Source organism: Delftia sp. JD2, from assembly GCF_001682645.1.
Lineage (GTDB): Bacteria > Pseudomonadota > Gammaproteobacteria > Burkholderiales > Burkholderiaceae_C > Comamonas > Comamonas acidovorans.
In genome coordinates, this window is sequence record NZ_LFJT01000057.1 from 1 (window position 1) to 26,717 (window position 26,717).

The window sequence follows — 26,717 nt, forward strand, 5'->3', positions numbered from 1 at the left end:
GCCACAGGCGCGCTGGAGGCCGCCGCCGCTGCCGCACGCAGGGGCTTGGTACGGGGCGCGGCGGGGGCCAGCGCCGGAGACGGCCTGGCGGTCTGTGCGCGCGCCGGCACGGCCGCTGCCACCGGCGCGGACTTGGACAGGGCGGCCTGCGGGCGGGTCGCGTTCTCATCCAGCCGGAACACGCTGACCAGTTGCACCAGTTGCGCCGCCTGCTTGTTCAGGCTGTCGGCAGCGGCGGCGGACTCTTCCACCAGGGAGGCGTTTTGCTGCGTCACCTGGTCGAGCTGCTGCACGGCGTCGCTGACCTGGGTCACGCCCTGGGACTGCTCCTGCGTGGCGGCACCGATGTCGGAGATCAGTTCGGCCACGCGGTGCGTCTGGGTGACGATGTCGTTCATGGTGTTGCCGGCCTCGGCCACCTGGCGGGAGCCGGCGGCGACCTTGCCCACGCTCTCGCTGATCAGGCCCTTGATCTCCTTGGCCGCGTTGGCGCAGCGCTGGGCCAGGGAGCGCACCTCCGAGGCGACCACTGCAAAGCCCTTGCCCTGTTCCCCGGCACGCGCGGCCTCCACGGCGGCATTGAGCGCGAGGATGTTGGTCTGGAACGCAATGGCGTCGATCACGCCGATGATTTCCTCGATCTTGCGCGAGCTGTGCGTGATGTCCTCCATGGTGCTGACCACGCCATGCACCACCTCGCCGCCGTGCACGGCCGTGGCGCTGGCCGACTGGGCCAGGCCCGAGGCACTGCGCACCGTGTCCACGTTCTGCTGAATGGTGGCGGTCATCTGCTCCATGGAGGCGGCCGTTTCCTCCAGGTTGGCGGCCTGCTCTTCCGTGCGAGCGCTCAGGTCGGCGTTGCCCGAGGCGATCTGGCTGGCGCCCGTGGCAATCGATTCGCTGCTGTGGCGCACCTGGCTGACGATGTCTGCCAGGCTCGCGCGCATGGAGTTCAGCGCAGCCAGCAGGCTGGTGGTGTCACCGGGCCGCAGCGCCACGGCCACCGCCAGGTTGCCCCTGGCGACTTCCTGCGTGATCTGCGCCGCGTAGGCGGGCTCCCCGCCCAGCAGGCCCGTGATGCGCCGCGTGATGGCCCAGCCCACCAGCGCGCCTATGGCCAATGCGGCCAGCGCCAGGGACAGCATCAGCCGCCCGGCAGCCAGGGATTTGTCCTCGGAGGCCTGCGCCGTTTCCGTGGCACGTACCTGCTGGTGGGCCAGGATGTCATTGATGGAGTTGAAGAACGCGTCCTGGCGTTTGCGGAACTCCCCGCTTTCGCCAAGCATGGCCGAGACGGCCTGCAGGTCGTGGCGCGTGGCCGCCTCCATGAATTGGTCGAGCAGCGGCAGATAGGCAATGCGCGCGTTCTTCATGTTGTCGTACAGCGCAACGCCCTGCGGTGTGCTCAGGCCTTCGCGGAATTTCTCCATCAACTGGTTGATCTTCTGGCGCTGTGCATCCAGTGCGGCCTTGGCCAGCTTCTTTTCCCCGGCGTCCTCCATCAGCGCCATGCTGCGCACGCCGCGAAAGATGAACTCCACCGAGCCCTTGATCTCCACCAGCCGGAGCAGGCTGGTGATCCGCTTGTCGGCCAGGTAGGCCACATCATCGGAGGCCTGTACCAGCTGGGCGCGGCCATACAGCGCAATCGACAGCGCGATGGCAATCAGAATCGAGAATCCCAGACCCAACATGGAGCCCGTCTTCATGTTTTTCAGGTATTTCATGCGTATTCCTTTCAGTATTCAATATGGCTGCGTGCCACGCAATCGGGCCGCATCGCATAAAAATCCGGATCACGCCAATCGATGGTGGCGGACCCAGACAGACGGCGGTATTCCATAATGTCCGGAGAAATCTCTGGAAAATGATGAGAGCGAGGAATAACCAAGCTGCGAGGAAATCTGTCCTATGCTCTGGTCGGTGGTCAGCAGCGATTCGGCCGCAAGATGGATACGGCTTTGCCTTATATATTCACCGATGCTGCACGACCGGCTGTTGCGAAAGGAAACCTCCAATGTGCGCCGGCTGACGCGGCAATGGTCGGCAATGGTCTGGATAGGTAGTTTCTTGTCCAGGTTTTCCTGTATGTATTGGAGGGCGCGCTTGACATAGGCGGGTTCCAGATCGTGCAGCCGTGCCTCGTCCATGGCCGTGAATCTGGATTTCTCCAGATAGGGGCTGATGGCCATGCTCTTGAGTCGCATGATGTTCAGCGCCTTCAGCGTGGACAGGGCGCCTGCAAAATCGCCCTGCGTTTCCTGTATGTGGTACTCGTAGACCAAGGCATTGCGGCACAGGCCTTCGAGCTGGTAGGTCTGGGCCGTGGACTTTGCCAGCATCACCGCCTGCAGGGCCTGGGCATATTGGCGCTTGCTGCAGTGCACCAGTGCGCTGCTCAGCCAGGCCCAGCCGGCAATCGGCGGGTTCTTGATCTGGTGGCGGACGCCGATGCGTTCAATGGCACGGATCACGCAAGCGGCTTCGCGGCGACCCGCATCCAGCCCTTTGACCGAGAGCTGCAGCAAATCGCTGTAGGGCCAGGCCAGGCCCGTTGGCAGCTGGCGGCCGACCCGCTCCAGCAGCGCCTGCAGGTCGGCGCTGTCGGGTGCTGCGGCGCCGAGCTGGACCAGGCCTGAATCCGGGGGCGGACCGCACCACAGATTCTGGTGATTCTTGTAGAGATAGATCTTCCACAGAATCTGCGCTCTGGCCCAATTGATCAGGGCGGACAGCCAGGGCGTGATGCCCGGCGCCATCAATGCGAAATCATGGTCCTTGCCTTCGATCAATTGCAAGGCGGTATCGAGCTCGCCCAGCCGGCTGTGCGCCAGCGCCCTCACATAGGTGGCGCAGGCCATGGATTCCGGCTGCAGCAGCGCGGGATTGGCCATTGCGGCAGTGGCCAGTGCAATCGCATTGCGCTCTTCGCCCAGCTGGCAATGGATGAAGGCGGCTGCAATGCGGCATGAAACCACGCGGTCGGGCATGCGGTGCAGCTCGAAAATGGCCTGTGCTTCCTGCACATATCTGAGCACCAGCAGGGGATATATGGAAGGCTCTGGCCATTTGCAGGCCTGTAGCAATTCCTCGGCCCGGCTGATTTTGTTATATCCAGTATCGGCTTGCTGGTGATGGGCGGATATTATTCTCCATAATCTGGATGCGCTCTCATCTTGGTGGCCGTGGATGTGGTGCGTCAAAAGAGTGAATGAGTAAGAATTCTTATATGAAAAAATCAATGGCCAGGCGGGTGCGATGCATTTTCCCGATGAATGCATCGGCGAGGTGCTTCACAACACCCTCCTGGGGAAACACTGATTGACTGGAAGAATCTTACAGGCCAGATAAACAATTGTTTACATTTGGATTTTATTTTTCTTGCCGGATCACGCAGGCACTTGTCTTTTTGCGAAACTTTCTCTCTTGAAAATCTCCTAATTCGCTGATTGGACAGACTTTTTCTGATTGGAAAAATCCATTCAAATAGGCGAAATATTCCCTGGATTCCATGGGGTTGTTACAACGGCCAGACTCCAGTCGGGCCGCCCTGTCGGCATGGCAGGCGCTGGCCGCGCCTGCCCCGGCAATCAGAAGGCGTGCGATATGCCAAGCACCACCGAGCTGGGCCGGCTGCCTGCCTGGACCACCGGCCCTGCATTGCTGGCGGTGTTGATGGTGAAGGCTGCACCCGCCTCGTTGTGGATGCGGCCCACGCCCGCATAGAGCTTGGTGCGCTTGGACAGCGCGTGGTCGTAGCGCACGCTCAGCGCACGCGCATCGCTCTGGGCGCGAGCCTGTCCGTGGTAGGCGCCATAGGACAGCAGCCACTGCCCCGCCATGCCCATGGGCACGGTCACGCTGGCCTCGTAGAAACGGCCCTGGCCGCTGGTGGCGGCAGGCAGGTCGTCGCGCCGCGTGGACAGCAGCAGCGCGGCGCGCGCCACGCCGAAGTCATAGGCTGCGCCCAGCAGCGCATAGCGGTCGGTATTCACGGCCGTGGTGCGCCGCTGCATCCACGATGCACCCAGTGCCCAGGGCCCGGCCGCATAGTCCACGGAGCCGCCGTACAGGCTGGCCACGCTGGAGCCCGCCGCCTCGCCGAACGAATACATGCCGCGCACCGTGAAGCCGCCCATGTTCGGCGACTGGTAGCGCGGTTCGCCTGGGCCTGGTTCCGTCGGCCATGCACTCGGTGCTGCCCGGCCTGCTGCGCCGCATTGCCGACGCCGGCTGGAACCTGCGCGTGGAAGCCCGCGAGATGATCACCTCGCAGCAACTGCGCGCCCTGCGCGCCGGAGAGCTGGACCTGGGCTTCGGGCGCCCCGGCAAGGGCGAGCCACTGGCCGAGGAAGTGGCCGGAATGGACGATCCCTACTGCCTGGCCATGGCGCCGTCCCATCCGCTGGCGGCTGGCGAAGGCGCGCTACCGCTGCAGTCGGCTGCGCATGAGCCCTTCGTGGGCTTTGCGCGCTACGAAGACGCCGACTACTTCGACCGCACCGTGGCCCTGTGCCTGGACGCGGGCTTCACCCCCTCCATACGCCACGAGGCCGGCCAGTTCGTCAACGTGCTCGCCCTGGTGGCCTGCGGCCTGGGCGTGGCCATTGTCCCCTCGTCCTTTGCCTCGCTGTACCGGGGCAAGCTGGTGTTCAGGCCGCTGCAGGAATCTCGCTACCAGAGCCGGCTGGCGGTGCTGGCTGTGGCCGGGGCGGCTGACGGCGAAAGCGATGCAGGACGCGTGGCGCAGGCTGCTGCGCTGGAGTTGAAGCAGTTCGGGCGGAGATTGGCGCGGTTGCGGTAAGGGGGTTACCGATGCTGGTATGGCCATGCGGCCTTCAAATGGCCCCTTTCTTCGCGGCGTCGGCTGGCCAATTACCTGTTTTCAGGGATATGCGCGGCGAAAGCGATCGCCTAGAGTAAGAATTTGTCAGCAGCGCAGTCGTTTGTGATGTGCCTGAAGGCAGCGGCAAGGGCTGTTCCCTCGCCGGTTTGGTTCGCATTCTCCAGGCAAGGCCCATGCTGCAACGTTTCCATTTCCCCGCTCGTGGCGTCGGCTTCGTACAGGCATGCAGCGCTCTTGCTGCTGCTGTTGCCTTACCGGCCGCCCAGGCCCAGAGCATTACGGTGGCACCGCTGGCAGCCGTGGCGCCGGCGGCGATTCCTGTGGACCACCCTGGCGCTCTTGCGCTGCTGGCGTTGGCCTTGGGGGCCTGCCTTGTGCGAGGTGTGCAAAAAGGGCGGATCTCCCTGGTCGGCCTGCGTGCATGGGCCATGGGCGGTGCTGTTGTCGTGACCGCGGCCACGGCGGTCTGGGGCGAGCGGGTGCAGGCCCAGATTCAGGAATTGCAGGAAGCCTTCAACCAGGCCGCAGGCGAGACGCTCACCGTTCCCGTGCAGACGACAGCGGTGGGTGCCGATGGCGCACCACAGGGATTCCTGCCCGTGGTCTATCGCAACCAGACGTCGGTGCGGCTGAAAATCACCGGCATCACGGACCCTGTGTGGAACACCTGCTTTCCGCTGGGCGTGCCGGGCGCGATTCCCTCTACGGCCCCACGTCCCGGCAGCTCCTGCGCAGTCGGCGCCGCGCTGGAGGCGGGCGATTCCTGCTGGGTGGACGTGGCGCAACTGTGCGCCGAGGCGGCGGACACCGTGCGCGGCAGCCATCCCAGCGTGCTTGCGCCCGACAGCGTGCAGGTGGACACGGCCGGGCAGCGCACGGGCAATGTGCTGTCCAACGATTCCGATGCCGATGGGGCGCTTGTGGTCGCCAGCTTCACCTATGAAGGCCAGACCGTGGCGGCCGGCAGCTCCCGGAACGTGGCGGGGCGCGGGACCTTCGCGCTGCAGGCAGACGGCAGCTTCACTTTCCAGGCGGATGCGAACTACAGCGGCGGCCATCCGCTGGCCATCGGATACACCGTGCAGACCGGCGCGTCCAGCACGCTGAGTGTTTTCGTGAACCGGGTGCCCGTGGCCGGCAACGACACGGCCACCACCGATGCCGATACATCCGTCACCATCGCCGTGCGCGGGAACGACAGCGATGCGGATGGGGACAGCCTGACCGTTTCCGGCATCACCCAGGGCACCCACGGTTCCGTGGTCGTGGATGCCGTCACGGGCAATCCGGTCTACACGCCGAACGCCAACTTCACCGGCAGCGACAGCTTCACCTACACCATTGGCGACGGCAGGGGCGGTTCTGCCACGGCCAGTGTGTCGGTGACGGTTGCTGCTGCGCCCTCCGGCAATCAACCGCCAGTGTCTGTCTCCGATGCGATAGTGGTGGCCGAGGGCGCTGTGGCCACGGTCCTTGCCAGCGGTGCAACCAGCGTGCTGGCCAACGACACGGACCGTGACGGCAATCCGCTCGTCGCGGTGCTGGTGACGGGTCCTGCGCATGGAACCTTGACCCTGAATGCGAATGGCACCTTCAGCTACACCCACAACGGCAGCGAGACGACTTCCGATAGCTTCACCTACCGTGCCAGCGACGGGCAGGCCATGGGAAACATCGTCACCGTTTCCATCACGGTCACTCCCGTGAACGATGCACCGGTTGCCGTGGCAGATCAATTGATGGTTGCCACGGACATCCCGCTGAGCATCAGCTTTGCCACGCTGCTGGCCAATGACACGGATGCCGACGGCGACAGCCTGACCATCACCTTGGCTCATTCGCCGGTCAATGGCAGCCTCGCATTGCAGGCGGGCGGGGTGCTGTTCACGCCCGCTGCAGGCTACGAAGGACCGGCCAGCTTTCTCTACGACGTCAGCGATGGGCGCGGCGGCACCAGTATCGGCACGGTCAATCTGTCGGTTGGAACGGCCAGCGCTCCTTCGGTCGTTGTCCTGAAGTCCCTGCTGGCCATCGCACACGGCACAGGCGGGACCAGCGTCAGGTTTCCGATAACCACGAAGCTGGTGGATACGGATGGCTCGGAAACCCTGTCGATCAGGATCAGTGGACTGCCCACCAATCTGTCCTTCAATGCGGGTACGAACCTGGGTGGTGGTGTCTGGCAATTCACCGAGGCCGACCTGCCCAATCTCATCCTGAATCTGCCTGGCAGCTACACCACGAACGCCACGTATCTCACGGTCCAGGTCACGGCGACGGAGGTCAGCGGCGGCTTCACGGCATCGACATCCACCGTGGTCACGCTCAAGGCCTCATATACGACCGTGGATATCACCACGACCGAGAGCGGCAACCATACGGGCAGCTCGGCCAACGAATACATCACCGGTGGCAACGGCGCCAACACCATCAACGCCGGCAGCGGAAACAACATCGTTTTCGGGGGCGGTGGCGACGACAACCTGTCGGCGGGCTTGGGCTCCGATGTGCTGATCGGCGGCAGCGGCAACGACACCCTCAACGCGGGATCGGGCACGGACCGGCTGATCGGAGGCTCCGGCGACGACCTGTTGATAGGCGGCGATGCGGGCGAGAACTTTGTGGATGTCTTTGTCTGGTTGCTGGGAGATCAGGGGGCGGCGGGAACGCCGGCCTTGGACCGAATCCAGAACTTCTCCACGGCGGCAGCGGGAACCAACGGCGCAGGCGGTGATGTACTGGACCTGCGCGACCTGCTGCAGGGTGAATCCGCAGGCCCCAGCAATGCCGCAGGCAACCTGGCCAACTACCTGCACTTCGAGATCACGGGAGGCGATACCTGGGTCCATGTCAGCCACACGGGCGGCTTCGGTGCAGACTCCCATGCGGTGGGTGCAGGCTATTCGGCATCGGCCGAGACCCAGCAGATCATCCTGGAAGGCGTGAATCTGCAGACGCTGTATTCCGGTGCCGCCACGGATCAGCAGATCATCACGCAGCTGCTGAACAACAATAAATTGATGGTGGATTGAGGCTGGGGTTCGGGCCTCGCCGTGCGAGAAATGCTCCCGCAGCTCAACGCCGCTCTTGCGCAGGCGCAGACTGCTCCTGGCCCGCCTTGGTCGCGCGGGGCGGAGCCACCGTCATGGGAAACCCGACAAGCGCAAGCGCCACTGCGAAAGGCAGCAGGCAGTAGAAGAGCACGCGCTTGAGCTTCATTCGCCGGAATTGAGGGTGCTTGCGCAGCCTTCAAGTGGGCTGTTCCCCGTCTACATGAAATTCCTCGTATGCAGCGAAGCCAGCCGCTCGGCATGCCCACGCTCGAACCCTAGCCGCAGCAGCTTGGAAAACCGGCCGTCGGCCATGTCGCGCATGAGCTGCTGCACGCGGGCGGCGCCGCGGGCCAGGGCTTCGGGGGTGAGGGCGCCAGCGGCGATGAGGATCAGGGCGTCGAAGACTTCCTCGTTCAGGCCCGAGGTGCCGGCCAGGTTGTCGAAGCGCTGCTCCACGGCCTGGGCCAGCTGGTGCTGGAAGCCGGGCTCGTGCTGCAGGCGGTACAGCAGGTGGGACATGCCCAGGGCCACATGGCGCGCCTCGTCGCGCGCGGCCAGGCGGCAGATCTGGCGTGTGAGGGGGTCGGGCGCCTCGGTCTGCAGGAACTGCAGCAGGTGCACGAAGGTGCCTTCGCCCAGCACCGACAGCAAAAAGCCCGCCACGGAAAAATCCGTCTCGTCCAGCAGGCTCTTGAGCGAGGCCTGTCCACCCGCCGTGGACAGCGCGGGCTCGCGGCCGTGGCGGCGGATGCGGCGCGTGAAGACATCGATGTGCCGCGCCTCGTCGGCCACCTGGATGGCCAGCGCCGCCTGCAGCTCGCGGTAGTGCGGGTGCAGCTGGCCCAGAAAGCGCGCAGGCACCAGCAGGGCCGCGTTCTCGTTCTCCACCATGTAGGTCATGAGCTGGACGATGGCGTCCTCCACGGGCGCGGGCAGCTCGGGCGCATCGCACCAGTCGATGTCGGTGTCGGCATTCCACTGCGCGGCCACGGCCTGGGCGTAGAGGTCGGCGGCGCTGTCGGTCCAGACCTGCAGCTTGTCGCTGAGCCGGAAATGGAAGGCCGGCGCCCCGGCTTCCACCTGCGCGCCCCGCGCCGCCAGGCCCCAGAAAGGCTGGGCCTGCGCGGCCACGGCATCGCCGCCCGAGCGCGCATCGCTGCGGCCCGTCTGCGCCGCGCCACGCCAGCGCCCGGACTGCGCGCCGCCGCGCGCCACGATGGCCATGGTCTGTGCTGCACCCGCGCCATCCTTCCAGCGCAGGCTGTGGCCCTGGTCGCTGCACCAGCCCGACAGCTGGGCCTGCCAGCCCGGCGCGCTGCCGGTCACGCGCAGCTGCCCGCCCACGGGCAGGGCGGCCAGCGCGTGCTTGACCAGAAGATGGGCACCGGCATCGAAGCCCAGACCCTGCAGGTCGATGACAGGCAGGGTGGAGGCGGGCAGGGTGCGGGCGTGCAGGGCGCCGCTGTCGGAATCAGGCATGGCCATGGCGCGTGTCAGTAACGGTAGTCCTGCACGGTGATGCGGCCTTCGGCGTCGTAGAAGGCCTCGTCCGTCACCGCGCGCTCCAGCAGGCCGTAGCCCGTGCCGCGGCCCGGGTGCCAGACCTTCAGGCCTTCCAGTTCCAGCAGCGGGCGCACGGCCGCGTCGTCCCAGGACATGGCCAGCAGGATGTCGCGGAAGGCGGCGGCGCGTTCGGCATCGATGTGCGGGCCGGCCGTCATGTTGCAGTGGTCGAACGCGCCCGAGGTGGCCAGCACGCGCGTGCCGCCGGCCGGCAGCGTGCCTTCGCGCGCAAAGGCCTGGTAGTTCTTGCCCACCATCCAGGAAGCCTGTATCTCGCCGGCCACCATGGCGGCGGCGGCCAGGCGCTCGCCGCCGATGTGGTCGCCGTGCTTGCCGCCCAGCACGTCAAAGCGGCGTGCCGTGTAGTCGCGCCCGGCCACCAGCCCTTCCTGGCGCAGATGGTCCAGCGGGATCAGCGTGGCCTGGGGCGAGTCCACCGCACCGAAGCCCACGGTCTTGCCGCGCAGGTCCTGCACGCTCTGGATGGGGCTGTCGGCGGGCACGACCAGCAGCGAATGCAGGTCCAGGTCGGTGTCGCGCATGGCGATGGACTCCACGCGCAGGCCGCGCGCGCGGGCCATGCGGTCGGCGCGCACAAAGGCCAGCGGCGAGTTCCAGGCCAGGTGCACATCGCCTGCGATCATCGCCTCGGTCAGCGACTCGTAGTTGGAATAGAGCACGTAGTCGAAGTAGTAGCCGCGCTCGATGAAATACGCCTTGAAGCCTTCCCAGATGGTGATCACCTTGGGGGCGTAGGCCACGGCGCCGAGCTTGATCACGGGGGCGGTTGTCGTCATTCGGAAGTCCTTTGCTGGATGGGGAAGGGGATTGAGGCTATCGACAGGATCTTCGGCGCAGGTTCAGGCAGCGGCTTCGCACATGGCCTTGCCGAGCATGTCGTAGATCACGTCGGTGGTGGGCGCCATGACCGAGGCGGCACGCGCATCGCGGAACAGGCGCTCTATGCCCAGCTCCTTGCGGAAGGCGGCGCCGCCGCACACGCGCATGGCAATGTCGGTCACCTCCAGCGCGGCTTCGGCGGCGGCGGCCTTGGTCTGCAGCAGGCGCGTGCGCGTGTCGGGGCGGGCGGCCTGCACGGCGGCCACGGTGTCGTCGCGCAGCAGGCGCGCCTGTTCCAGGCGCAGCTGGGCGCGGGCCAGGTAGGCGCGGATGGTGGGCAGGTCGGCCAGCGAGCTGCCGCTTTCCGCAAAGCGCGTGCCCGCCACATGGGCCACGGCGCGGCGCAGTGCGCCCTGCATCAGGCCGATGGAGGTGGTGGCGATCAGCGTGGGGAAAAACGGCATCAGGTGGCGGCCCTTCACGGCCTCACCCTCGCCATCGGCGCCCAGCATGCGGGCGCGTGGAACGCCCACATCGCGCGCCTCGATGGGCGACGACGCATTGCCGCGCAGCCCCATGCCGTTGAAGCGCCCGGGAATGGACAGCCCCGGCAGGCGGCTGTCCACCAGCCACAGCGTATTGCCCTCGCCCTGCGTGGCGCGCGAGATCCAGACATAGGAATCGGCCTCGCCGGCCGAGGTGATCATGCTCTTGAGCGCATTCAGGTGGATGACATCTTCAGCGGCGGTGGCCGTGCCCGTGGGTGCCCAGATATGGCTGCGCGATCCCGCCTCGGACACGGCCAGCGTGGTGATGTGGCGGCCGGCGGCAATGTCGTGGCGCACCGCGTCATCGGCAAAGGGCTCGATCAGTGCCACGCCGCAGTAGTGCATGGTCAGCACCATGGCCGTGCAGGGGCAGTCCTGGGCAATGCGCTCAATGACCTGCACCGCCTCGGCCAGGCCCTTGCCCCGGCCGCCCACCTCGCTGGCGCTGATCAGGCCCAGCAGGCCGGCTGCGGCCAGCGCATCCAGCGCAGCGCGCGGGTAGCGCGCCTGCTCGTCAATCTGCGCGGCCTGGGGCGCGATGATCTCGCGCATGAGGGGTTCGAGTTGCTGCAAAACTTCCATCTGGGTTCACCGTAGGCATGCCCATGGCCGCCTGCCGAGAGGCACTTGCTGGAAGTCTGGGGAAATGCTGGAGCGCCGCGATGGCCGCTGGGCGCGCCTGCCGCATGCAGACCTGCAATGGCGGATGGGCTGGGGGAAAGAATGCGAAAGATTATGCGCCGGGTGCGCGGCGGCCGGGCGCAATTGCCGGTGGCGCTTGATTTCGGTCAATTGGTGGCTGGGTGCTGCCTTCGGCGGTTTCGGCCAACAGGCGGCGGGCGGCCGGACGAGGATGCCTGCAGGAAGATCGTGGCCTATATTGCAGCGCCCATTGCCAGCGCCTCTTGCGGCCCTATCGGCTTGGCAAAAAAGTAGCCCTGGGCCAAATCCACGCCCAGGCTCGCCAGAGTGTTGAATTCCTCGGCTGTCTCCACACCCTCGGCAACCACCACGCTTCCTATCTCGTGCGCGAAGCTCGTGAGGCCCTTGGCCAGCGCACGGCGGCTGCGGTCGGTATCGACATCGTGCGTGATGCTCATGTCCAGCTTGATCATGTCTGGTTGCAGATGCAGTATGTGCCGCATGCTGGAGTAGCCGGCCCCCGCATCGTCGACTGCCAAGGTTGCGCCCCGGCGCCGCAGCGGCGCCAGTGCATCGGCCAAAGCCCTGTAGTCATCCACGGCGGCATGCTCCGTGATTTCCAGCGTCACGCGAGAGAGATCCCGGTCCGAACCCAGAAGCCTGGGCAACTGCCCCGACTGGATCAGCTGCGGCGAACAGTTGACGGCGAGCAGCCAGTCGGTGGGCAGGCTGCCAAGTGCGCCAAGCGCTGTGTCGATCGCATGGCGCTCCAGCTCCAGCCCCAGCCCCACCTCATGCGCTGCCTTGAACCACTGGTCGGGCGGGCGACGTGGCTCCAGGTCAAAGCGTGACAGACATTCGAAACCGTGCAGCTTGCCGGTCGCGATGGTGTATACGGGCTGAAATACGGGGCGCAGCGCATTGCCTTGCATTGCAAGCCGAATTTCGTGCGTCACTTTGTCTCTTGCATGCCGGACGGCAGAAGTCGCACTGAAATGAAGTCCCAATAAATCGGAGAATGCCCGCAGCAGCGACATATCGTGCGCATTCAGCGCAGGATTGGGCTGGTGGCTGAAGCAGCACAAGGTGCCGAACAATTGGTTGTCATCCAGGCGGATGGGAACGCTCAGGTGTGAGCCGATAGGAATGGTGTGCGTTTCCGGTATCTCCTGGGCCGCGGCCAACAGGGAGGTGTCGGGAATCAACTCCGGCAACTCGCCATTGACCACTTTCTGGCAATAGCCCTCGCTCAATGGAATCTTCTGATGCTGGAAAATCACTCCGGCAGTGCTCTCGTCCACATGCTCCAGCACCCGATCCTCTTCCCGGAATCGGGCTACAAAGGCGACATCCATGCCGAGATGCCGACGAACGACAGACAGAACACGGTCGACTCCATCCAGTTCAATGGCAAAAGCGAAAATTCTGCTCAAAGGTGCGAATGTGGATTTACGAAGGCTCATTTCGTTGATCTGCTCTATCAGATGTGTACGCACATTGAATTCACACGCTGCCTGCGGGCTGGCTATCCTCGGCTCCGAGTGCGATGGCCAAGCGGTGCGATATGAGTTGATAAAAGGAATGAATTATCATTAATCCGCTCCATTGACCGATACGCGGCAAATCGTGGTTGCCGCGCGATAGAAAATCCCAATCGAACCCCCAGTTGCAACCTCAGTGGCAACCCCGTTTGCAACCCAAAGCAGTAGTGAGAAAAACAGACTTAAGTATGCGCGGTTGAAGTGCGCAGGTCGAGTCCGTCTGTTCGGATTGACAATAGTTATGAAAATCCAACACGGGCAGCTGAAAGGGCCCGGCACTCCCTGGAAAGCCCTTCAAGCCCTATGTCCTGGCTGTGGCTGTCTCAGGTGCTCCATCCGTCATTGCTTGCCCGTGTGACGAATGCGGGCCAGGTACTGGCGGGGAGTCAGTCCCAGAGTCTTGCGGAAAGCGGCGCCCATGTGCGACTGATGGCTGAAGCCGCAATCGTGGGCGATACCCGCCAGGGAATGGGTGTCTGCCCGCATCATGGAGCGGGCCGCCTGCACGCGGATTTCCACAAGAAAGGCATGCGGCGTCATGCCCAGCAGCTGGGAAAACTCGCGCAGAAACTGCAGCGGCGTGCGCTGGACCATCCGGGCCAGCTGGGCAATGCTCAACGGCTGCGCAAACTCGGCCGCCATGCGCTCCAGGACAGGGCGGTACACCGGGCGCAAGGCCTCGACGCGGGCGGTGGGCGCATGGCATTGCCCGGCCATGAAGCACAGCGCAGCCTGCTCAATGGCCAGCGTGTCCGGTTCGGTGCTCAGCAGCAGCTGGCGCAGTTGGTGGGCCATCTTCAAGGCGCTGCGCTGCCCGGGCGTCACAACGCGCCGGGCCTGGGTTGCAGACGCGCCGTCGCTGAGCCATTGTTCCCAATGCGCCTGGGTGCAGCGAACCACCAGGTACTCGCCGCCCGTGGCCGATTCGGAAAACACGTCGACGCCCGGCGGCGTGCATGCCACCGTCCCGGGCCAGGTATCGAAGTCGACGCGGCGATCGCTGGCAATGGCATGCACGCCTTGCTGGCGCTCCAGCGCGATGCCCAGCGAATGCAGGCGGGTCGGGTCATGGCTGCTGTAGGGCGTGCGGCCCAGCAGCTGCACCTCGAATCCCGGTGGTTCGTGATCTGTCATCGCTGTATTGCCTTGTATGGCCCTTGTCTCGCCTTGCGTTCCTGAACTGAAATTTCCTGATAGACGCGAAATTGGCCGCTGCCCACACTGCGGGCATGAACTCAAACCACACGGAAATTCACCGCGTCATCGGTCTCATCGGTGGCATGAGCTGGGAGTCCAGCGCCGAGTACTACCGGCTCATCAATCAGGGCGTGCGTGACAGGCTGGGCCCGCTGCGCTCCGCAAAACTGCTCATGTACAGCGTGGATTTTGGGCCCATCGAGCAGGCCCAGCATGAAGGCCGATGGGACGACGCCGCCGCCTTGCTGGAGGATGCCGCGCGGCGGCTGCAGCAGGGCGGGGCGGACGGCGTGCTGCTGTGCACCAACACCATGCACAAGCTGGCAGACCGCATTGCGGCAGCGGTGCGCATCCCTTTTCTTCACATTGCCGACCCGGTAGCCGACGCAGCCCGCACACGCGGCTACCGGAAGCTGGGGCTGCTGGGCACACGCTTCACCATGGAGCAGCCCTTCATGCGCGAGCGGCTGCAGCAGCAGGGTCTGGAGGTGCTGGTGCCGCAGGAGGCAGACCGCGCCGAGGTGCACCGCATCATCTACGAGGAACTGTGCACGGGCCGGATTCTTGAAGAGTCGCGGCGCACCTATCAACGCATCATGGCGCAGCTGGCCGGGCAGGGTGCGCAGGCCATGGTGCTGGGCTGCACGGAAATCAGCCTGCTGGTGCAGCAGGAGCATTGCCCTGTGCCCGTGCTGGATACCACCGCCCTGCATGCGCAGGCGGCGGTGGACTTCGCTCTGGAGCCTTGAGCGGCCGGCGGGCCATGCCCAGGCCTGCTTTCAAAGGCATGCACCCCCCCCCCCCGGGTTGCCGGGGCGCCTTGAGCCGTTGTGGCAACCCATCGGCACAACGCCTCACGCCTCGATGCGCGCTGAACCGCTAAACCACGGCGGCGCTGAACGACTCGGGCAGGCGCGCAAGCAGATGCGACAGCCGTTGAAGACCCGCCTGCAGGCGTCCACGGTCCTTGATGCTGCCCAGGGAGATGCGGATGGCATTCACGGATTCGCCGCCGGTGGCAAAGGCCTGTGCCGGCGTGACGGCGATGCCCTCGCTGTCGGCGGCACGCGCAAGCTGCGAGGGGCTCCAGTAACTCGGCAGCTCCAGCCATACATGCAGGCCGTCTCCCGCGCCGCTGTACCGGCCGGCCAGCACATCCCTGGCCATCCGGTGGCGCAGGCGCGCCTCCTTGCGCACGCCTTCCATCAATTTTCCGGCCGAACCGTCGAGGATCCACTGCGTGGCCAGGGCGGCCGTCAGCGGCGTGGCCATCAGCGCAAACGATCTCAGCGCGACCAGGAAACGCTGGCGCTCGTGCGGGTCAGGCAGGAGCACGAAGGCCACCCGCAAACCGGGCGTCAGGCATTTCGAGAGGGTGGAGATGTAGTACACCTGCTCCGGGGCAAACCTGGCGATCGGCGGCGGCGGGGCATCGGCCAGCAGCCAGTAGGGATCGTCCTCGACGATGCGCACATGGCAGCGCTTTGCGATGCTGGCGATCTCTTGGCGCCTGTCCTCGGCAAGCGTGATGGCGGTCGGGTTCTGCAGCGTGGGGTTCAGGTAGACCAGCCCGGGCCTGTGCTGGCGGCATGCCTGCTCAAGCCGCTCGGGCATGATCCCCTGGCTGTCCGCTTGCACCGCAATGATGCGCCGGCCGAACTGGGCCGCTGCGGCACGCAGGCCGGGATAGCTGGTGGGCTCGGTCAGGATCACATCGCCAGGCTCCGTCAGCGCAAGCACCAGGGCGGCAATCGCCGCCTGCGCGCCCGGGCAGACCACCAGCTGCCGGGCATCCACATCTCCGAACATGGGCTGCAGCCACCTGGCGCCCGCCTTGCGGTCGGAGTCGCTTCCCCCGCCCAGGTGGTAGGTCATCAGCAACTGGGCATCCGCACCCATCAGCACTTGCGACAGGCCCTGCTTCAACATGTCGTCCAGGTCCACGCCAGCCGGCGGTGGCGGGGTGTTCATGCTCAGGTCCAGCACGGCGTTCAGCTCCACCTTGGGCGCCGCGACATAGGTGCCTCTGGCGCCGCGTCCCTCCAGCAGCTGGCGGCGCCTGGCTTCGTCGTAGGCGCGCGTGACCGTCGTCAGGTCCACATCCAGCTGGGCCGCCAGCCGGCGTTGTGGGGGCAGGCGGTCACCGGGCTTCAGCGATCCGTCTGCCAACGCTGCCTGCAAGGCATCGGCGATCTGCAGGAATCGGGGGCCGCCCTGCACGGCCAGTTGCGGCAACCAGAGGGGCAAAGGCTCATCTTGCATGGATTTAAGCGGCGACGTATGGGCTCATGTATGGAAATTGCTTTTGGGTAGTATGCGCCACAAGGTGTGGCAGCACCGTGCTTGCAAGGCCGTCGCTGATGCTCTCGCCTCCCATGTCCGGGAGGGAGGCTCCCCACCATGGACAGTGCCAAGTCATTGGCTGGAAGCTCTCAAAATGATCGATTGGGTCCCCATAGTCTTCGTCACCTTCAAGGTGCTCGTGTTCGGCACGGCCATGTTCTTCGCCATCAAGTGGCACTACGACCAGGGCAAGAAGAAGGGGGCGAGCCGGCGCGAGCTGCTCATTGCCAGTGGCAAGATCGTTGCCGTCTTCACGCTGCTGCTGCTGTGCGTGCTGCTCTTCACCTTCGGCCTGGCCACCATGCTGGGCATGGACCTGAGCCTTTGATGGCAGGTGGCGCTGCCAGCGCCGGGCCTGTGCCCGCAGGCCATGCCCAGCGCGGCAACCATCCTCCAGCTGCCTACTTCGGCGTGAGCCGATACAGACCGCCCTTGCGGTCGTCCTCGATCAGCCACAGCGCACCATCCGGCGCCTGCGCCACGTCGCGGACGCGAAAGCCTACCGTCCAGTGCTCGGCAGGCGTGGCGCTCGCGCCGTTCACCTCGATCCGGTGCAGGGCGCGGGTCAGCAGGCCGGACGCAAACGCTGAGCCCTTCCACTGCGGAAACATCTCGCCGCTGTAGAACATCAGGCTGCCCGGCGCGAAGACTGGCGTCCAGTAGATCACGGGCTTGGTGAGGTCCGTTCGCGTATCCGGGCTGGCAATGGGCACGCCGTTGTAGTTCACCGCATAGGAGACCAGCGGCCAGCCATAGTTCTTGCCCGGCTCGATCAGGTTGAGCTCATCGCCGCCGCGCGGCCCATGCTCAAGCTCCCAAAGACGCCCATCCGGCGCGAACGCCAGGCCGTAGGGCGTGCGATGCCCCGTGGACCAAGTCTCGGACGGCGTCAGATTCGGACCGTCAAAGACAAACGTGCGCAACACCGGCGCGGTCTTGGCGGCTTCGGTGTCCTTGGGCGGATCGATCACAGGAACCGACGTTGCACCGGTCTGCCCCTGCATCGGATTGCCGGGCGCGGGCTTGCCGTCCAAGGTCAGCCGCAGGATCTTGCCAGCCGGCTGATTCGGGTCCTGGGCAGGCGTGAAGCGCTGGCGGTCCCCGGCCGTGAGGAACAGAAACTTCTGGTCCGGCGAAAAAGCCACGGCGGCACCCACCTGCCCGCCCTTGCCCTTGACGGGGTCGCGCCAGATGACCTTGAGGTCTTCCAGCGCAGCGGTGCCGGCACCGATCCTGAGCGTGGCGCGCGCAAGCGCCAGGCTCGACGTGCCGCGGATCTCTCCGGGCTCCGAATAGGTCAGGTAGATGGCCCCGTCGCTCGCATACGAAGGGGCCAGGTAGACGCCCAGCAGGCCGTTCTGGTTTTCATGCAGCACGGGCGGCACGCCGGTGACTTCGAGCTTTTGCCCGTCCTGGGCCGCGAGAAACAGCTTGCCAACCTTCTCGGTGACCAGCATGCGCCCGTCCGGCAGGAAGGCGATGCGCCAGGGCAGATCGAATTGCGCGACCTTGCTGACCTTGAACGGGGGCGATGCAGTGGCAGGCAGGGTTCCCGCATTGATCTGCGCCAACACAGGGGTTGCAGCCATGAGCAACCAGGGGATGAGACCAGACTTCGGCAATCGCATGCTTTGCTCCGCAGTGGGGGACGGGACAGTATCCGCGCATCACCGCCGCACCGCAGAATGCACCGCCGAATTCCGGGCTATCTGCGCGGCAAGCCTGAAGTTGCGTCCAGCCGCGTTCAGCCTCGCTCACCCAGCGGATGCAGGCATGGCCGCCGGGTCCATCCACAGCGCCGCCCACATGTGTCCATCAGGATCGGCCAGATCGCGCGTGTACATGAAGCCGTGGTCCTCCATCGGATTCACGTCGGCCTGCCCGCCATGGGCCGCGGCGGCCTCGTTCATGGCATCGACGGCGGCGCGGCTCTCAAGGGCCAGTGACAGCATCAACCCGCAGGAGCCGGCCGGCGGCAACGGGCGCTGCGTGAAGGTGCGCCACTTGGCATGCGTGACCAGCATGACCTGGATCGCCTCGCTCCAGACCATGGCGGAACCATCCTCACTGCTGAACTGCGGGTTCTGGCTGAAGCCCAGCGCCTTGTAGAAGGCGGTGGAGGCGCCGAGGTCGGTCACGGGGAGGCTGATGAAGAGGGACTTGGTCATGCTTGGCTCCGTGGGGTGGTTGTGTCTTGCGTACCGGCGAGTGCAGGGCAGCGCGGCCGCCAGGGTGATCATGCGCCACCAGGGGGGAGATTGATCAAGGGGGTGTCTGGTGTGGGGCGCTTGTTCTTGAGAGTTAAAGCCTCCTCAAAACCCGGTGAGGTCCATCCTGTGCAGGTTCTTTACTGTGTCGATACGTCAGCTTGAATCAGCCTCTGGGTGGTCCTGAGGGCGCCTTCGAAAATTCCGCATTTTCAGTAATCGGGATTGCTACGACGATGGCTGCACTCAGTTCAAGTGGAGACAAAAATGCGATTCAAATTCCGTCTGATGGCTGCACTGGCACGACATGCAGGGAATGGCTTGTTCATCGCGGCGACTCTGGCTGGCGCGCTGGCGCAGGCGACACCATTGCCCTTCGACATGGCAACCACCGCCGAACAGCGATATCAACTGGCCTTGGAAGCCCAGACGGCACGTGACTACGCCCCCATGCTCGCGTTGCTGCGCCAGGCGGCCCGTGATGGCGAGGCACAAGCGCAGGAAACGCTGGCATGGGTTCTTCTGGCAGGCCCAACCTTGTACGGTACCGCGGTGAAAGCGAATCGCTGCGAAGCAGTTCACTGGCTGCGGCAAGCCGTCGCAAAGGGGAGTCAAACGGCCAGAAGCCAGTTGGATTTCCTGAACCGTCTGCGAAATTCACCGACCGGCAAGGTGGCCTGCGCATCCGAGTGGGAAGGGTGAGTTACGCGAATCCTTTTCAGATTGCAGCGTCATCTTCAAGGACGTGCGTTGTGGACATGGAACGGTGCGACTGCTGCTGGACGACTTAAGTCTTTGCCTTCCGCTTCGCCGCCATGATTGCCATTGCTTCCTCAAAAACGCGGACGGACCGCACCTGCCCGTCATACTGATTCACACGAGCCTGCGTGAGCACCACAGCGTCCCTGGGTTGGTCCTTCGCGATGTACAGCTCGAAAACAACCTCATCTTCCTCCCAGAACGTTCCCAACGTCAGCTCGACACCGTCGGGAATGCGCATGAATGGCTCAAGCGCAGTTCGGGTTGCGAGCCGCGCTGCCTCTTCGAGGGTGGCCAGCGGGATTTTTCGGGGTCTGGTTCTTGTCATCGAGCTAGGTTCTGCCGTGCGGGAGAGTGATTGGTCTTGGCTGCCTTGCTACGTTCGGCATGCGTCCTCAGGCGGGCTTTGTCGCTTTAAGCACTATCTGCGCCAGGCAGTCGGGATTGCGTTCCTTGAAGCCAAACGAAAGCTCGCTCCATCGCTGAGCCGACGAAAACCAAGTCGACTCCTCCAGTGAATGCCCACGAGGGGAGCCGGTAATTTCCAACGTTCCGTAACGAGCACGCACGTCGGCAATCCTGACGCAGCCGCCTGCGATGTCCAGAACCAACACGGCAAACCGCGGATCGTCTTTCCTCACTCGCAAATCCACGTTCAAAACCAGCTGGCTGTCACGAAGGCGAAGCCCTGCACCCTCGAAAAAATTCGACAGCGGGTTGCCCGGCACGTCACGTTCACGAAGTGGAAGGGAAAGGGTTGCCTCGATATTTCGCTGGCTGAATGGCACTTGCGCGGCAAGTGCATCAACCGCCTCCCAAAGTGTCAACCGCCGGGTCCGAGCATCCTCGGCAGCCGCCACCACAGCAAAAATGGACGACACGGTGAACAGTGCGGCCGCAGCACACATCCGCAACCCATTACGTCCGACAAGATTTCGAGGATTCATCATGGGATTCTTCCTTCGCATCAACCGGTGGAATTCGCACGACGTGGGTGATGCGTATTTGGACCAGAAGGTGACCTACAGGACGAGGCGGCACTGGCAGGTTGTGGACAGTGCCAGGACATGCCGATAGCCGATGTTCACAAAGGCCATTCCGACCGAAATCAGCCGGCGCGTCAGTTGGCTCACCGCACACAGCGGCACCAGCAAGGTGGTGACATCCATTCTCCGATTCCTGTCCAATTAATTGGAGAAGTCATTGAGTCGCTGAAGCTCAAGTTGTCTGGCCGCACTGGCTTCAAGGTTTGCGCGCTCCGCATCCAAATACCGATAAATGCTCTTGAGGTCAGTGATTTTCTTTTTGATTTCCGCCATCTTCTTTTCAATCAGTCTTGCACCCCCGGCGCAATCTATTGACTTGTTGCTCTGAGCATTCAGAATTTCGCCTATTTCTCCAAGAGAAAATCCCATGCTTTGTGCCCGCTGGATAAAGTCCAGGTCTTGCAGGGTTTGCGGTGTGTAAACGCGATAATTGTTGGTTCGTCGCAATGGTGAAATAAGGCCGATTTTCTCGTAATAGCGCAAGGTATGGCGCGTGGCGCCGCTGCGGACCTCAAGTTCCCCGATATTCATGGAAAAAATCGCTTGACTGTAGAGTTGAGTCGACAGTCTACACTTGGTTTTTTCATCGTGCCAAGGAGTAGAAAAATGAGCGTGGAGTGCTTTGTTACGGGAGGGACGGGCTTCATCGGCCAGCATTTGCTGTCGTACCTGAGCGCGAAAGGTCACACCATTCGGGTGCTGATGCGTCGCCCGGAGCGCCTCGCTGAACTGCGCCAGCAGGTCGATGGTTTGGGTGGCGTCGCAGCCCGCGTCTTTGCCGTAGCCGGCGATCTGGCGCAAGAAAACCTTGGTCTGAGCCTTGCGGATAGAGAGGACCTGCGGCAGGCCAAGGTCGTATTCCATCTGGGAGCCCACTTCGCCTGGGGCCTTTCGATGGAGCATGCACGTGCAGTGAATGTGGAAGGGGCAAGGCGTGTGGCGCAGTTGGCGGCCGAGCAAGAGAGCCGGTTGGTGATGATTGGCGGCTACATGCTGAAAAACAATGAGCATCTGCAACGCATCGGGATTGATCCCGGCCATCCGGAGCTGACGGATTGGCCTGCCATCTATCGCCAAGTCGGTGCTTACGAGGCGAGCAAACTGGAGGCGCATTTCGCGACCCTCGGCTTCATGAATGCCAAGGGTGGAGAGATGACCGTTGTACACCCCGCCACGGTTTGCGGACATAGCCGCACGGGGCATATCGCGGATGGCCAGCCGCTGGTGGATCTGATACGCAATCTGGTGCAGGGAAAGCTGGCTGCAGTACCCGGTACTGCCGCGCACTGGTTGCCACTGGTCACTGTGGATTATCTGGTCGAGTTGGTGGCGGGTTGCGCCTTTGATCCTTCCATGGTGGGCCAGGACCTGCTGGCCCTCGATGCCCAGAGTCCCGGCTTGCAGGAGCTCCTGAAGCAGGTGGCACAACCTCTTGGGCTGAAGGCGCCCGGGCATCATATTCCGCTGCGATTGCTGAAATGGCTTTTGGGTATTCGTCCCATTGCGAGGTTTTTGAATACCAGCGCCGAGGCCTTGGATTTTATCCAGACAACCCGTTTTGACACGACGGAAGTGGAGCAATTTGCCCAAAGGCACGGAATCACAAAGCCGGATATGCGCCAGTCGTTGAGGAATACTGCAATATATGTCAACTCATATTGCATTCCAAAAGGCAAGGCCCGTCGACTTGCCCCTCCACTGCACAGAACATCATAATCACCGCTTTCAATGGTGCACGGGTTGCCGCTGCGCACCAAAATCAAGGAGCTCGTTTCAGTGAATCAACCAACCCATCCACGCATCGCGGTGCTGGGGCCCGGGGCAATCGGGACAACGGTTGCTGCTGCGCTGCATGAAGTCGGTCGCACGCCGTTGCTGTGCGGTCGTACGCCGCGCGACAGCCTGACGCTGCACGGCAGCGGTCTTCGCATCGTGGTTCCCGGCCCGGTCAGAACGGATCCGGCCCAGGTCGAAGGTCCGGCGGACCTTGTTTTTCTCGCGGTCAAGGCGACTCAAACTGCTGCGGTTGCGCATTGGCTGGCGGCGTTGAGCGGTCCGCATACCGTGGTGTGTGTTCTGCAAAACGGGGTTGAGCAGGTGGAGAGTGTCACCCCGCTGTGCCCGCAGGGGCGAATCGTTCCCGCAGTCGTGTGGTTCCCTGCACAGGCGCAATCCGACGGGTCGGTGCTCCTGCGCAGCGACGCCCGGATCAGCCTGCCTGACGAGGCCGCGGCCCTCGTGGTCGCGCAGGCGCTGCAAGGCACCCGATGCTCGGTAGACCTGGTTTCGAATTTCAAATCCCTGGCGTGGCAAAAGCTGCTGCAGAACGCAGCGGCCGGGCTCATGGCACTCACGCATCGCCGCTCAGGCATGTTCGGCCGGCACGACATTTCGACACTCACTCTGGACTATTTGAGGGAGTGCCTGACCGTCGCACGCGCCGAAGGTGCTGAACTGGGCGATGAGGTCCCGCAGGCGATCCTCGACAAGTTGCAGGCATTTCCGGCCGAACTGGGCACGTCCATACTGGCGGATCGCGAAGCAGGCCGGCCGCTCGAATGGGATATCCGCAACGGTGTCATCGCGCGCCGCGGCCGGGCGCACGGAGTTCCGACACCGATTGGTGATGTCCTGGTGCCGCTTCTCGCCGCAGCGAGCGACGGCCCCGGCTGATCATTCGTGCCTTGACCACAAAGCCCGCGATCGCAAAAGCAAGGCTTCAGCCCATGAACCCCAGATCGATGGGATACGCCGAGCCGCCGAAGTTGCCGATGTGCGGCAGCACCCCCGCCAGCTCGGTATTCGCCACGCCGAACCAGCGCGCCAGGGTGGCGGCGTACTGGTCCACGGCGGTGCTGGGCAACAGGCGCCCCTGGCCGACATGCCACTGGTCTTCGCTGCCGCTGCCGTTGCCCACGCTGATGGGCGGCGGTGCGCCATAGAAGGACGCGCCACGCACCGCACCGCCCACCACGAAGTGGTGGCTGCCCCAGCCATGGTCGGAGCCGTCGCCGTTGGAAGTCAGCGTGCGGCCGAAGTCCGACGCGGTGAAGGCCGTGACCTTGTCGGCCACGCCGAGTTCGGCCGTGGCGTTGTAGAAGGCCGTCATGGCGCTGCTCACCTTGTCGAGCAGCTGCGGCTGGTTGGCGATCAGGTTGTCGTGCAGGTCGAACCCGCCCAAAGAGACGAAGAACACCTGCCGGCGCGTGCCCAGCGCGTTGCGTCCGGCGATGAGCCGGGCCACCACCTTGAGCTGGTCGGCCAGCGGGTTGCTGGCAGGGAAGGCGGTGGACAGGCTGCCGCTGGAGAGGGCCGAAGAAATCTGCCCCTCGGCACTGATGGAGCGCTGCGTGACGCGGGCGTACTCGGCCTCCATCGCGTGGCTGCCGGCCGTCTGCACCAGCTCGCTCAGCAGGCCGCGCACGGCGGTCGATCCATAGACGTTGGCGCCCTTGACGGCGTTGATGGGCACGGCGCCGCCCGGGCTGATCTGGTACTGCAGCGCCTGGTCGCCCGAGAGAAACACGGCGTTGCCCGTGGCCGAGATGCAGGTGAAGAGCGACGTGGCGTTGGACGACAGCGCCAGGTCGCCCAGGTTGCCGCCCCAGCCCACGGTGGAGCCTTCGGCGCCCTGCGACTGCCAGACCGACTGCTGGTCGTTGTGCGAGAAAAGCTTGGGCGGCAGCGGGTAGCTGCGCCGGTCGCCGGTGGCATATTGGGCCCGCGTGAGCGGCACCAGCAGCGGGCCAACGTTCAGTTGCACCGCAGCGCGGCCCGCGTTGAAGAGGCCGGCCAGGCCCGTCATGGACGGGTGCAGCGCGTACTGCATGCCACCGGCCAGCGCCGTGCGGGGTTGCAGCAGCGTATTGCCCAGCGCTGCGCGGGCCAGGGCAATGCCACCGGCTGTGCCGTCGCTGTTGCCGCCGCGGATGGCGGAGTACTGCCCGTAGCGGGTGCTGTCGTAGGGCACGACGGTGTTGGCGTAATCGCAGCCGCCGTAGAGGAAGACGCAGACCAGTGCCTTGTAGTCGTTCGCCTCGAAGGCGGCGGCCTCGCCCAGCGCGGCAAGATTCAGGGCGAAGGGCAGGGCGGTACCGGCGGCGGCCAGTTGCGTGCTGCGGCGCAGGAATGCGCGGCGCGTGTGGCGGGCGGGGTCGATGAAATTCATGGCGATATCGCTTTGCTTTGCAGACGTTCGGTCACCTGTTCTGTCACTTGCTCGGTCACTTCTGCACCAGATATTCGGGGCTGGCCATCACCAGCAGCACGGCGGCTGCCACGCGGTTGAGCTGGGTGGCGGCGTTGCTGGTGGCTGTCACCGGCGTGGCATTGAGCGCTGCCACGATGCGCGCCTGCGTGGCGGCCGATACCTGCCCTGCCGACAGCAGCAGCGCCACCTTGCGCACCAGCGCGGCGGCGTCGGCCACCAGGGGCAGCAGGTTGGCGTAGCTGCAGGTGATGTCGAAGCCGTTGGCCGCGCTGCTGCCGCCCTGGGGCAGGTCAGGCGCGTTCACGTAGTAGCCGAAGCGGATCACGTTCTGCATGAAGTTCAGGTAGCCGCTCACGCTGGTCTCGGTGACGATCTGGAACTCCGGCGCCACCTGGCCCGTCGTGGCCAGGGGGGTGGAGGGCGGCACGTAGCCCGGGCGGAAGAAGTTGAACACCGAGCCCGAGCGCAGCGGGCTCTGGCCCAGGCGGGTGGCCGGGTCGCTCAGGTTGTCGATCTTCCAGGTGCCGCGTGCCGACCGCAGCCCGAAGGTGCGGCCCCATTGCACGAAGCGCACCATGGGCTCGCGCAGGCGGCCGTACTGGGGGCTGGCAAGCCCTGCCGCGCCGCGCGCCTCCGGGTCCAGCAGCACGGTGGCGATCACGGCGCGCAGGTCGCCCCGCGTGCCGCTGCCGTTGTCGGCGAAGGCGGCGGCCACGCGCCCCACATAGGCGGGGCTGGGGTTGCTGGTGACCAGACGCTGGATCAGCTGTCGCCCGATGAAGGGCCCGACATTGGGGTGGTTGAACAGCGTGTCCAGCGCCGCCTTCAGCGCCGCTGGCCCTGACGTGCCCGCAGCCACGGTGGTGCCCAGGAAAGTGGCGGCCAGCGTGGAATGGCGCGCTGCGTTGAATGCCATGGGCAGCAGCGCCTGCTGCAGCCCCGTCACCGTGCTGCCGCTCAGGTTGGTGGGCTGGTTCTTGCTGGTGTCGTAGTCGTAGCCGGTGAAGACGCGCGCCAGATTGCTCACGTCGGCTGCCGAATAGGTGTCGATGCGGTTGCCGCTGCCGTCGCGCTGCTCGGTGCCGTCGGGGTTGAGGCGGTAGAGGCCGATGGTGAACAGCTGCATCACCTCGCGGGCGTAGTTCTCGTCGGGCTGGCGGCCGCTGCGGGCGTCTTCCTTCTGGTTGCCGCGCGTGCTCAGGTAGATGCCCATGGCCGGGCTGAGCGTGACGGCCTCCAGCAGCGTGCGGAAATTGCCGAAGGCGTGCTGGTTCAGCAGATCCCAGTAGCCGGAGGCCAGGAAGATGCTCCACGGCTGCTCCAGCCCGGTGGTGGAGACCACCATGATCTCCGACAGCGCCAATGCCACACGCTTGCGCACGGCGTCGCGCTCCGTGAAAAGCTGGCTCCAGAGCATGAAGTCGGAGGGATACGAGACGTTGTCGTAGCGTGTGCCGGCCTCTGCCACGCCGTAGCCGCGCTGCATCAGCCAAGCCGTGCCCGTGGTGTCCACGGGCAGCGCGAACTGCTCGGCCAACCAGGGGCCGTAGCCCTTGGCGCGCAGCGCTGCGATCTCCTCGTCGGTGGCCGAGAACTGCGCCTGCAGCAGGAAACGCGCGGCTTCCTCGTCGCTGGCGGGGGTGGCCGTGGTGCCCGTACCGGTACCGGTTCCGCCGCCAGGGCCGGTGCCCGTGCCGCCGTTGCCTCCATTGCCGGTACCGGGTGCCGTATCGCCCCCACCGCCTCCGCAGGCCACCAGCAGCGCGGCCGCCAGGGAGGCGGCCATGGCGGGGGGCATCAAGGAACTCCTGGTTTCGTGGCCGAGATGGCCGGGCTCTGCGCAGGCAGGCAAGGAGTTCGCGGGCGCGCGGTCGGGCGGCTGCAGCGTGGAGGCTGCAGCCTGTGGTGTGGGGTGCATTGCG

At 64.8% G+C, this 26,717-nt stretch carries 24 protein-coding genes; 7 read left to right on the forward strand and 17 right to left on the reverse strand.

Annotated features, from left to right (window positions below; all coding sequences use genetic code 11):
• The 3 genes from ACM14_RS23865 to ACM14_RS23875 all read right to left on the reverse strand — a co-directional run.
• On the reverse strand, nt 1–1,727 hold a 1,727-nt coding region (locus tag ACM14_RS23865), incomplete at its 3' end, for a methyl-accepting chemotaxis protein (protein ID WP_065347514.1).
• Between the two features lie 69 nt (nt 1,728–1,796).
• Nucleotides 1,797–3,281, reverse strand: a complete 1,485-nt coding sequence (locus ACM14_RS23870) for a helix-turn-helix domain-containing protein (protein WP_254662125.1) — start codon at nt 3,279–3,281, stop codon at nt 1,797–1,799.
• A 309-nt stretch (nt 3,282–3,590) separates the two neighbouring features.
• A complete protein-coding gene (locus tag ACM14_RS23875) occupies nt 3,591–4,139 on the reverse strand; it encodes a porin (protein WP_230355195.1) in 549 nt (182 codons plus the stop codon).
• Between the two features lie 47 nt (nt 4,140–4,186).
• Here ACM14_RS23875 and ACM14_RS23880 point away from each other — a divergent pair, with 47 nt between their 5' ends.
• Both ACM14_RS23880 and ACM14_RS23885 read left to right on the forward strand, forming a co-directional pair.
• Complete coding sequence (locus tag ACM14_RS23880; protein ID WP_254662126.1) at nt 4,187–4,804, forward strand: LysR family substrate-binding domain-containing protein; 618 nt, start codon at nt 4,187–4,189, stop codon at nt 4,802–4,804.
• Between the two features lie 215 nt (nt 4,805–5,019).
• Nucleotides 5,020–7,878, forward strand: coding sequence for a midcut-by-XrtH protein (locus ACM14_RS23885; RefSeq protein ID WP_065347515.1), 2,859 nt, complete (start codon nt 5,020–5,022; stop codon nt 7,876–7,878).
• A 237-nt stretch (nt 7,879–8,115) separates the two neighbouring features.
• On the opposite strand, the gene ACM14_RS23890 is transcribed toward ACM14_RS23885, so the two are convergent.
• The 5 genes from ACM14_RS23890 to ACM14_RS23910 all read right to left on the reverse strand — a co-directional run bounded on the left by ACM14_RS23890 (nt 8,116) and on the right by ACM14_RS23910 (nt 14,167).
• Nucleotides 8,116–9,384 (reverse strand): ferritin-like domain-containing protein, encoded by a 1,269-nt coding sequence (locus tag ACM14_RS23890; RefSeq protein WP_065347516.1) that lies wholly within the window; start codon nt 9,382–9,384, stop codon nt 8,116–8,118.
• A gap of 8 nt (nt 9,385–9,392) precedes the next feature.
• On the reverse strand, nt 9,393–10,259 hold the full coding sequence (locus ACM14_RS23895) for a phosphate/phosphite/phosphonate ABC transporter substrate-binding protein (RefSeq protein WP_065347517.1): 867 nt from the start codon (nt 10,257–10,259) through the stop codon (nt 9,393–9,395).
• Nucleotides 10,260–10,322: 63 nt separating this feature from the next.
• Nucleotides 10,323–11,432 (reverse strand): acyl-CoA dehydrogenase family protein, encoded by a 1,110-nt coding sequence (locus ACM14_RS23900; RefSeq protein WP_084027435.1) that lies wholly within the window; start codon nt 11,430–11,432, stop codon nt 10,323–10,325.
• 293 nt (nt 11,433–11,725) lie between these two features.
• Nucleotides 11,726–12,955, reverse strand: coding sequence for an EAL domain-containing protein (locus tag ACM14_RS23905; RefSeq protein WP_065347519.1), 1,230 nt, complete (start codon nt 12,953–12,955; stop codon nt 11,726–11,728).
• A 417-nt stretch (nt 12,956–13,372) separates the two neighbouring features.
• Complete coding sequence (locus ACM14_RS23910; protein WP_065347520.1) at nt 13,373–14,167, reverse strand: AraC family transcriptional regulator; 795 nt, start codon at nt 14,165–14,167, stop codon at nt 13,373–13,375.
• A 95-nt stretch (nt 14,168–14,262) separates the two neighbouring features.
• Here ACM14_RS23910 and ACM14_RS23915 point away from each other — a divergent pair, with 95 nt between their 5' ends.
• A complete protein-coding gene (locus ACM14_RS23915; protein ID WP_012206302.1) occupies nt 14,263–14,979 on the forward strand; it encodes an aspartate/glutamate racemase family protein in 717 nt (238 codons plus the stop codon).
• Nucleotides 14,980–15,109: 130 nt separating this feature from the next.
• Here ACM14_RS23915 and ACM14_RS23920 read toward each other — a convergent pair whose 3' ends face one another.
• Entirely contained in the window at nt 15,110–16,492 is a 1,383-nt protein-coding gene (locus ACM14_RS23920; RefSeq protein ID WP_013801774.1) for a PLP-dependent aminotransferase family protein, read from the reverse strand.
• A gap of 175 nt (nt 16,493–16,667) precedes the next feature.
• Between ACM14_RS23920 and ACM14_RS23925 the strand changes: the two genes are divergently transcribed.
• Nucleotides 16,668–16,901, forward strand: a complete 234-nt coding sequence (locus tag ACM14_RS23925; protein WP_012206300.1) for a hypothetical protein — start codon at nt 16,668–16,670, stop codon at nt 16,899–16,901.
• Nucleotides 16,902–16,974: 73 nt separating this feature from the next.
• On the opposite strand, the gene ACM14_RS23930 is transcribed toward ACM14_RS23925, so the two are convergent.
• Both ACM14_RS23930 and ACM14_RS23935 read right to left on the reverse strand, forming a co-directional pair.
• Nucleotides 16,975–18,201: a PQQ-dependent sugar dehydrogenase gene (locus ACM14_RS23930; protein ID WP_065347521.1), complete on the reverse strand. Its 1,227-nt coding sequence runs from the start codon at nt 18,199–18,201 to the stop codon at nt 16,975–16,977.
• A 126-nt stretch (nt 18,202–18,327) separates the two neighbouring features.
• Nucleotides 18,328–18,741, reverse strand: a complete 414-nt coding sequence (locus ACM14_RS23935) for a VOC family protein (protein WP_034395560.1) — start codon at nt 18,739–18,741, stop codon at nt 18,328–18,330.
• 306 nt (nt 18,742–19,047) lie between these two features.
• Between ACM14_RS23935 and ACM14_RS23940 the strand changes: the two genes are divergently transcribed.
• Complete coding sequence (locus ACM14_RS23940; RefSeq protein WP_065347522.1) at nt 19,048–19,482, forward strand: hypothetical protein; 435 nt, start codon at nt 19,048–19,050, stop codon at nt 19,480–19,482.
• Between the two features lie 85 nt (nt 19,483–19,567).
• On the opposite strand, the gene ACM14_RS23945 is transcribed toward ACM14_RS23940, so the two are convergent.
• From ACM14_RS23945 to ACM14_RS23955, 4 genes are all read right to left on the reverse strand, one after another.
• The gene (locus tag ACM14_RS23945) at nt 19,568–19,780 is read right to left on the reverse strand and encodes a hypothetical protein (protein WP_051940928.1); all 213 of its coding nucleotides are present in this window, start codon (nt 19,778–19,780) and stop codon (nt 19,568–19,570) included.
• A gap of 154 nt (nt 19,781–19,934) precedes the next feature.
• Nucleotides 19,935–20,489, reverse strand: coding sequence for a hypothetical protein (locus ACM14_RS23950; RefSeq protein ID WP_139093485.1), 555 nt, complete (start codon nt 20,487–20,489; stop codon nt 19,935–19,937).
• Between the two features lie 72 nt (nt 20,490–20,561).
• Entirely contained in the window at nt 20,562–20,708 is a 147-nt protein-coding gene (locus tag ACM14_RS32150; RefSeq protein ID WP_175403300.1) for a hypothetical protein, read from the reverse strand.
• An 18-nt stretch (nt 20,709–20,726) separates the two neighbouring features.
• Nucleotides 20,727–21,116 (reverse strand): MerR family transcriptional regulator, encoded by a 390-nt coding sequence (locus ACM14_RS23955; protein WP_065347532.1) that lies wholly within the window; start codon nt 21,114–21,116, stop codon nt 20,727–20,729.
• Nucleotides 21,117–21,191: 75 nt separating this feature from the next.
• Between ACM14_RS23955 and ACM14_RS30905 the strand changes: the two genes are divergently transcribed.
• Complete coding sequence (locus ACM14_RS30905; protein ID WP_084027437.1) at nt 21,192–22,301, forward strand: SDR family oxidoreductase; 1,110 nt, start codon at nt 21,192–21,194, stop codon at nt 22,299–22,301.
• Nucleotides 22,302–22,361: 60 nt separating this feature from the next.
• Nucleotides 22,362–23,258 (forward strand): oxidoreductase, encoded by an 897-nt coding sequence (locus tag ACM14_RS23960; protein WP_084027438.1) that lies wholly within the window; start codon nt 22,362–22,364, stop codon nt 23,256–23,258.
• Between the two features lie 46 nt (nt 23,259–23,304).
• On the opposite strand, the gene ACM14_RS23965 is transcribed toward ACM14_RS23960, so the two are convergent.
• Nucleotides 23,305–24,753: a DUF1501 domain-containing protein gene (locus ACM14_RS23965; RefSeq protein WP_063325694.1), complete on the reverse strand. Its 1,449-nt coding sequence runs from the start codon at nt 24,751–24,753 to the stop codon at nt 23,305–23,307.
• Between the two features lie 55 nt (nt 24,754–24,808).
• Nucleotides 24,809–26,713: a DUF1800 family protein gene (locus tag ACM14_RS23970; RefSeq protein ID WP_065347524.1), complete on the reverse strand. Its 1,905-nt coding sequence runs from the start codon at nt 26,711–26,713 to the stop codon at nt 24,809–24,811.
• Nucleotides 26,714–26,717: the final 4 nt, after the last annotated feature.

What these genes read in the sequence shown, in the direction of transcription:
- ACM14_RS23870 (WP_254662125.1), bottom strand. Translation starts at nt 3,281, where the DNA reads ATGCATTCATCGGGAAAATGCATCGCACCCGCCTGGCCATTGATTTTT.
- ACM14_RS23875 (WP_230355195.1), bottom strand. Translation starts at nt 4,139, where the DNA reads ATGGGCGGCTTCACGGTGCGCGGCATGTATTCGTTCGGCGAGGCGGCG.
- ACM14_RS23880 (WP_254662126.1), top strand. Translation starts at nt 4,187, where the DNA reads ATGCACTCGGTGCTGCCCGGCCTGCTGCGCCGCATTGCCGACGCCGGC.
- ACM14_RS23885 (WP_065347515.1), top strand. Translation starts at nt 5,020, where the DNA reads ATGCTGCAACGTTTCCATTTCCCCGCTCGTGGCGTCGGCTTCGTACAG.
- ACM14_RS23890 (WP_065347516.1), bottom strand. Translation starts at nt 9,384, where the DNA reads ATGGCCATGCCTGATTCCGACAGCGGCGCCCTGCACGCCCGCACCCTG.
- ACM14_RS23895 (WP_065347517.1), bottom strand. Translation starts at nt 10,259, where the DNA reads ATGACGACAACCGCCCCCGTGATCAAGCTCGGCGCCGTGGCCTACGCC.
- ACM14_RS23900 (WP_084027435.1), bottom strand. Translation starts at nt 11,432, where the DNA reads ATGGAAGTTTTGCAGCAACTCGAACCCCTCATGCGCGAGATCATCGCG.
- ACM14_RS23905 (WP_065347519.1), bottom strand. Translation starts at nt 12,955, where the DNA reads ATGAGCCTTCGTAAATCCACATTCGCACCTTTGAGCAGAATTTTCGCT.
- ACM14_RS23910 (WP_065347520.1), bottom strand. Translation starts at nt 14,167, where the DNA reads ATGACAGATCACGAACCACCGGGATTCGAGGTGCAGCTGCTGGGCCGC.
- ACM14_RS23915 (WP_012206302.1), top strand. Translation starts at nt 14,263, where the DNA reads ATGAACTCAAACCACACGGAAATTCACCGCGTCATCGGTCTCATCGGT.
- ACM14_RS23920 (WP_013801774.1), bottom strand. Translation starts at nt 16,492, where the DNA reads ATGCAAGATGAGCCTTTGCCCCTCTGGTTGCCGCAACTGGCCGTGCAG.
- ACM14_RS23925 (WP_012206300.1), top strand. Translation starts at nt 16,668, where the DNA reads ATGATCGATTGGGTCCCCATAGTCTTCGTCACCTTCAAGGTGCTCGTG.
- ACM14_RS23930 (WP_065347521.1), bottom strand. Translation starts at nt 18,201, where the DNA reads ATGCGATTGCCGAAGTCTGGTCTCATCCCCTGGTTGCTCATGGCTGCA.
- ACM14_RS23935 (WP_034395560.1), bottom strand. Translation starts at nt 18,741, where the DNA reads ATGACCAAGTCCCTCTTCATCAGCCTCCCCGTGACCGACCTCGGCGCC.
- ACM14_RS23940 (WP_065347522.1), top strand. Translation starts at nt 19,048, where the DNA reads ATGCGATTCAAATTCCGTCTGATGGCTGCACTGGCACGACATGCAGGG.
- ACM14_RS23945 (WP_051940928.1), bottom strand. Translation starts at nt 19,780, where the DNA reads ATGCGCATTCCCGACGGTGTCGAGCTGACGTTGGGAACGTTCTGGGAG.
- ACM14_RS23950 (WP_139093485.1), bottom strand. Translation starts at nt 20,489, where the DNA reads ATGATGAATCCTCGAAATCTTGTCGGACGTAATGGGTTGCGGATGTGT.
- ACM14_RS32150 (WP_175403300.1), bottom strand. Translation starts at nt 20,708, where the DNA reads ATGGATGTCACCACCTTGCTGGTGCCGCTGTGTGCGGTGAGCCAACTG.
- ACM14_RS23955 (WP_065347532.1), bottom strand. Translation starts at nt 21,116, where the DNA reads ATGAATATCGGGGAACTTGAGGTCCGCAGCGGCGCCACGCGCCATACC.
- ACM14_RS30905 (WP_084027437.1), top strand. Translation starts at nt 21,192, where the DNA reads ATGAGCGTGGAGTGCTTTGTTACGGGAGGGACGGGCTTCATCGGCCAG.
- ACM14_RS23965 (WP_063325694.1), bottom strand. Translation starts at nt 24,753, where the DNA reads ATGAATTTCATCGACCCCGCCCGCCACACGCGCCGCGCATTCCTGCGC.
- ACM14_RS23970 (WP_065347524.1), bottom strand. Translation starts at nt 26,713, where the DNA reads ATGCACCCCACACCACAGGCTGCAGCCTCCACGCTGCAGCCGCCCGAC.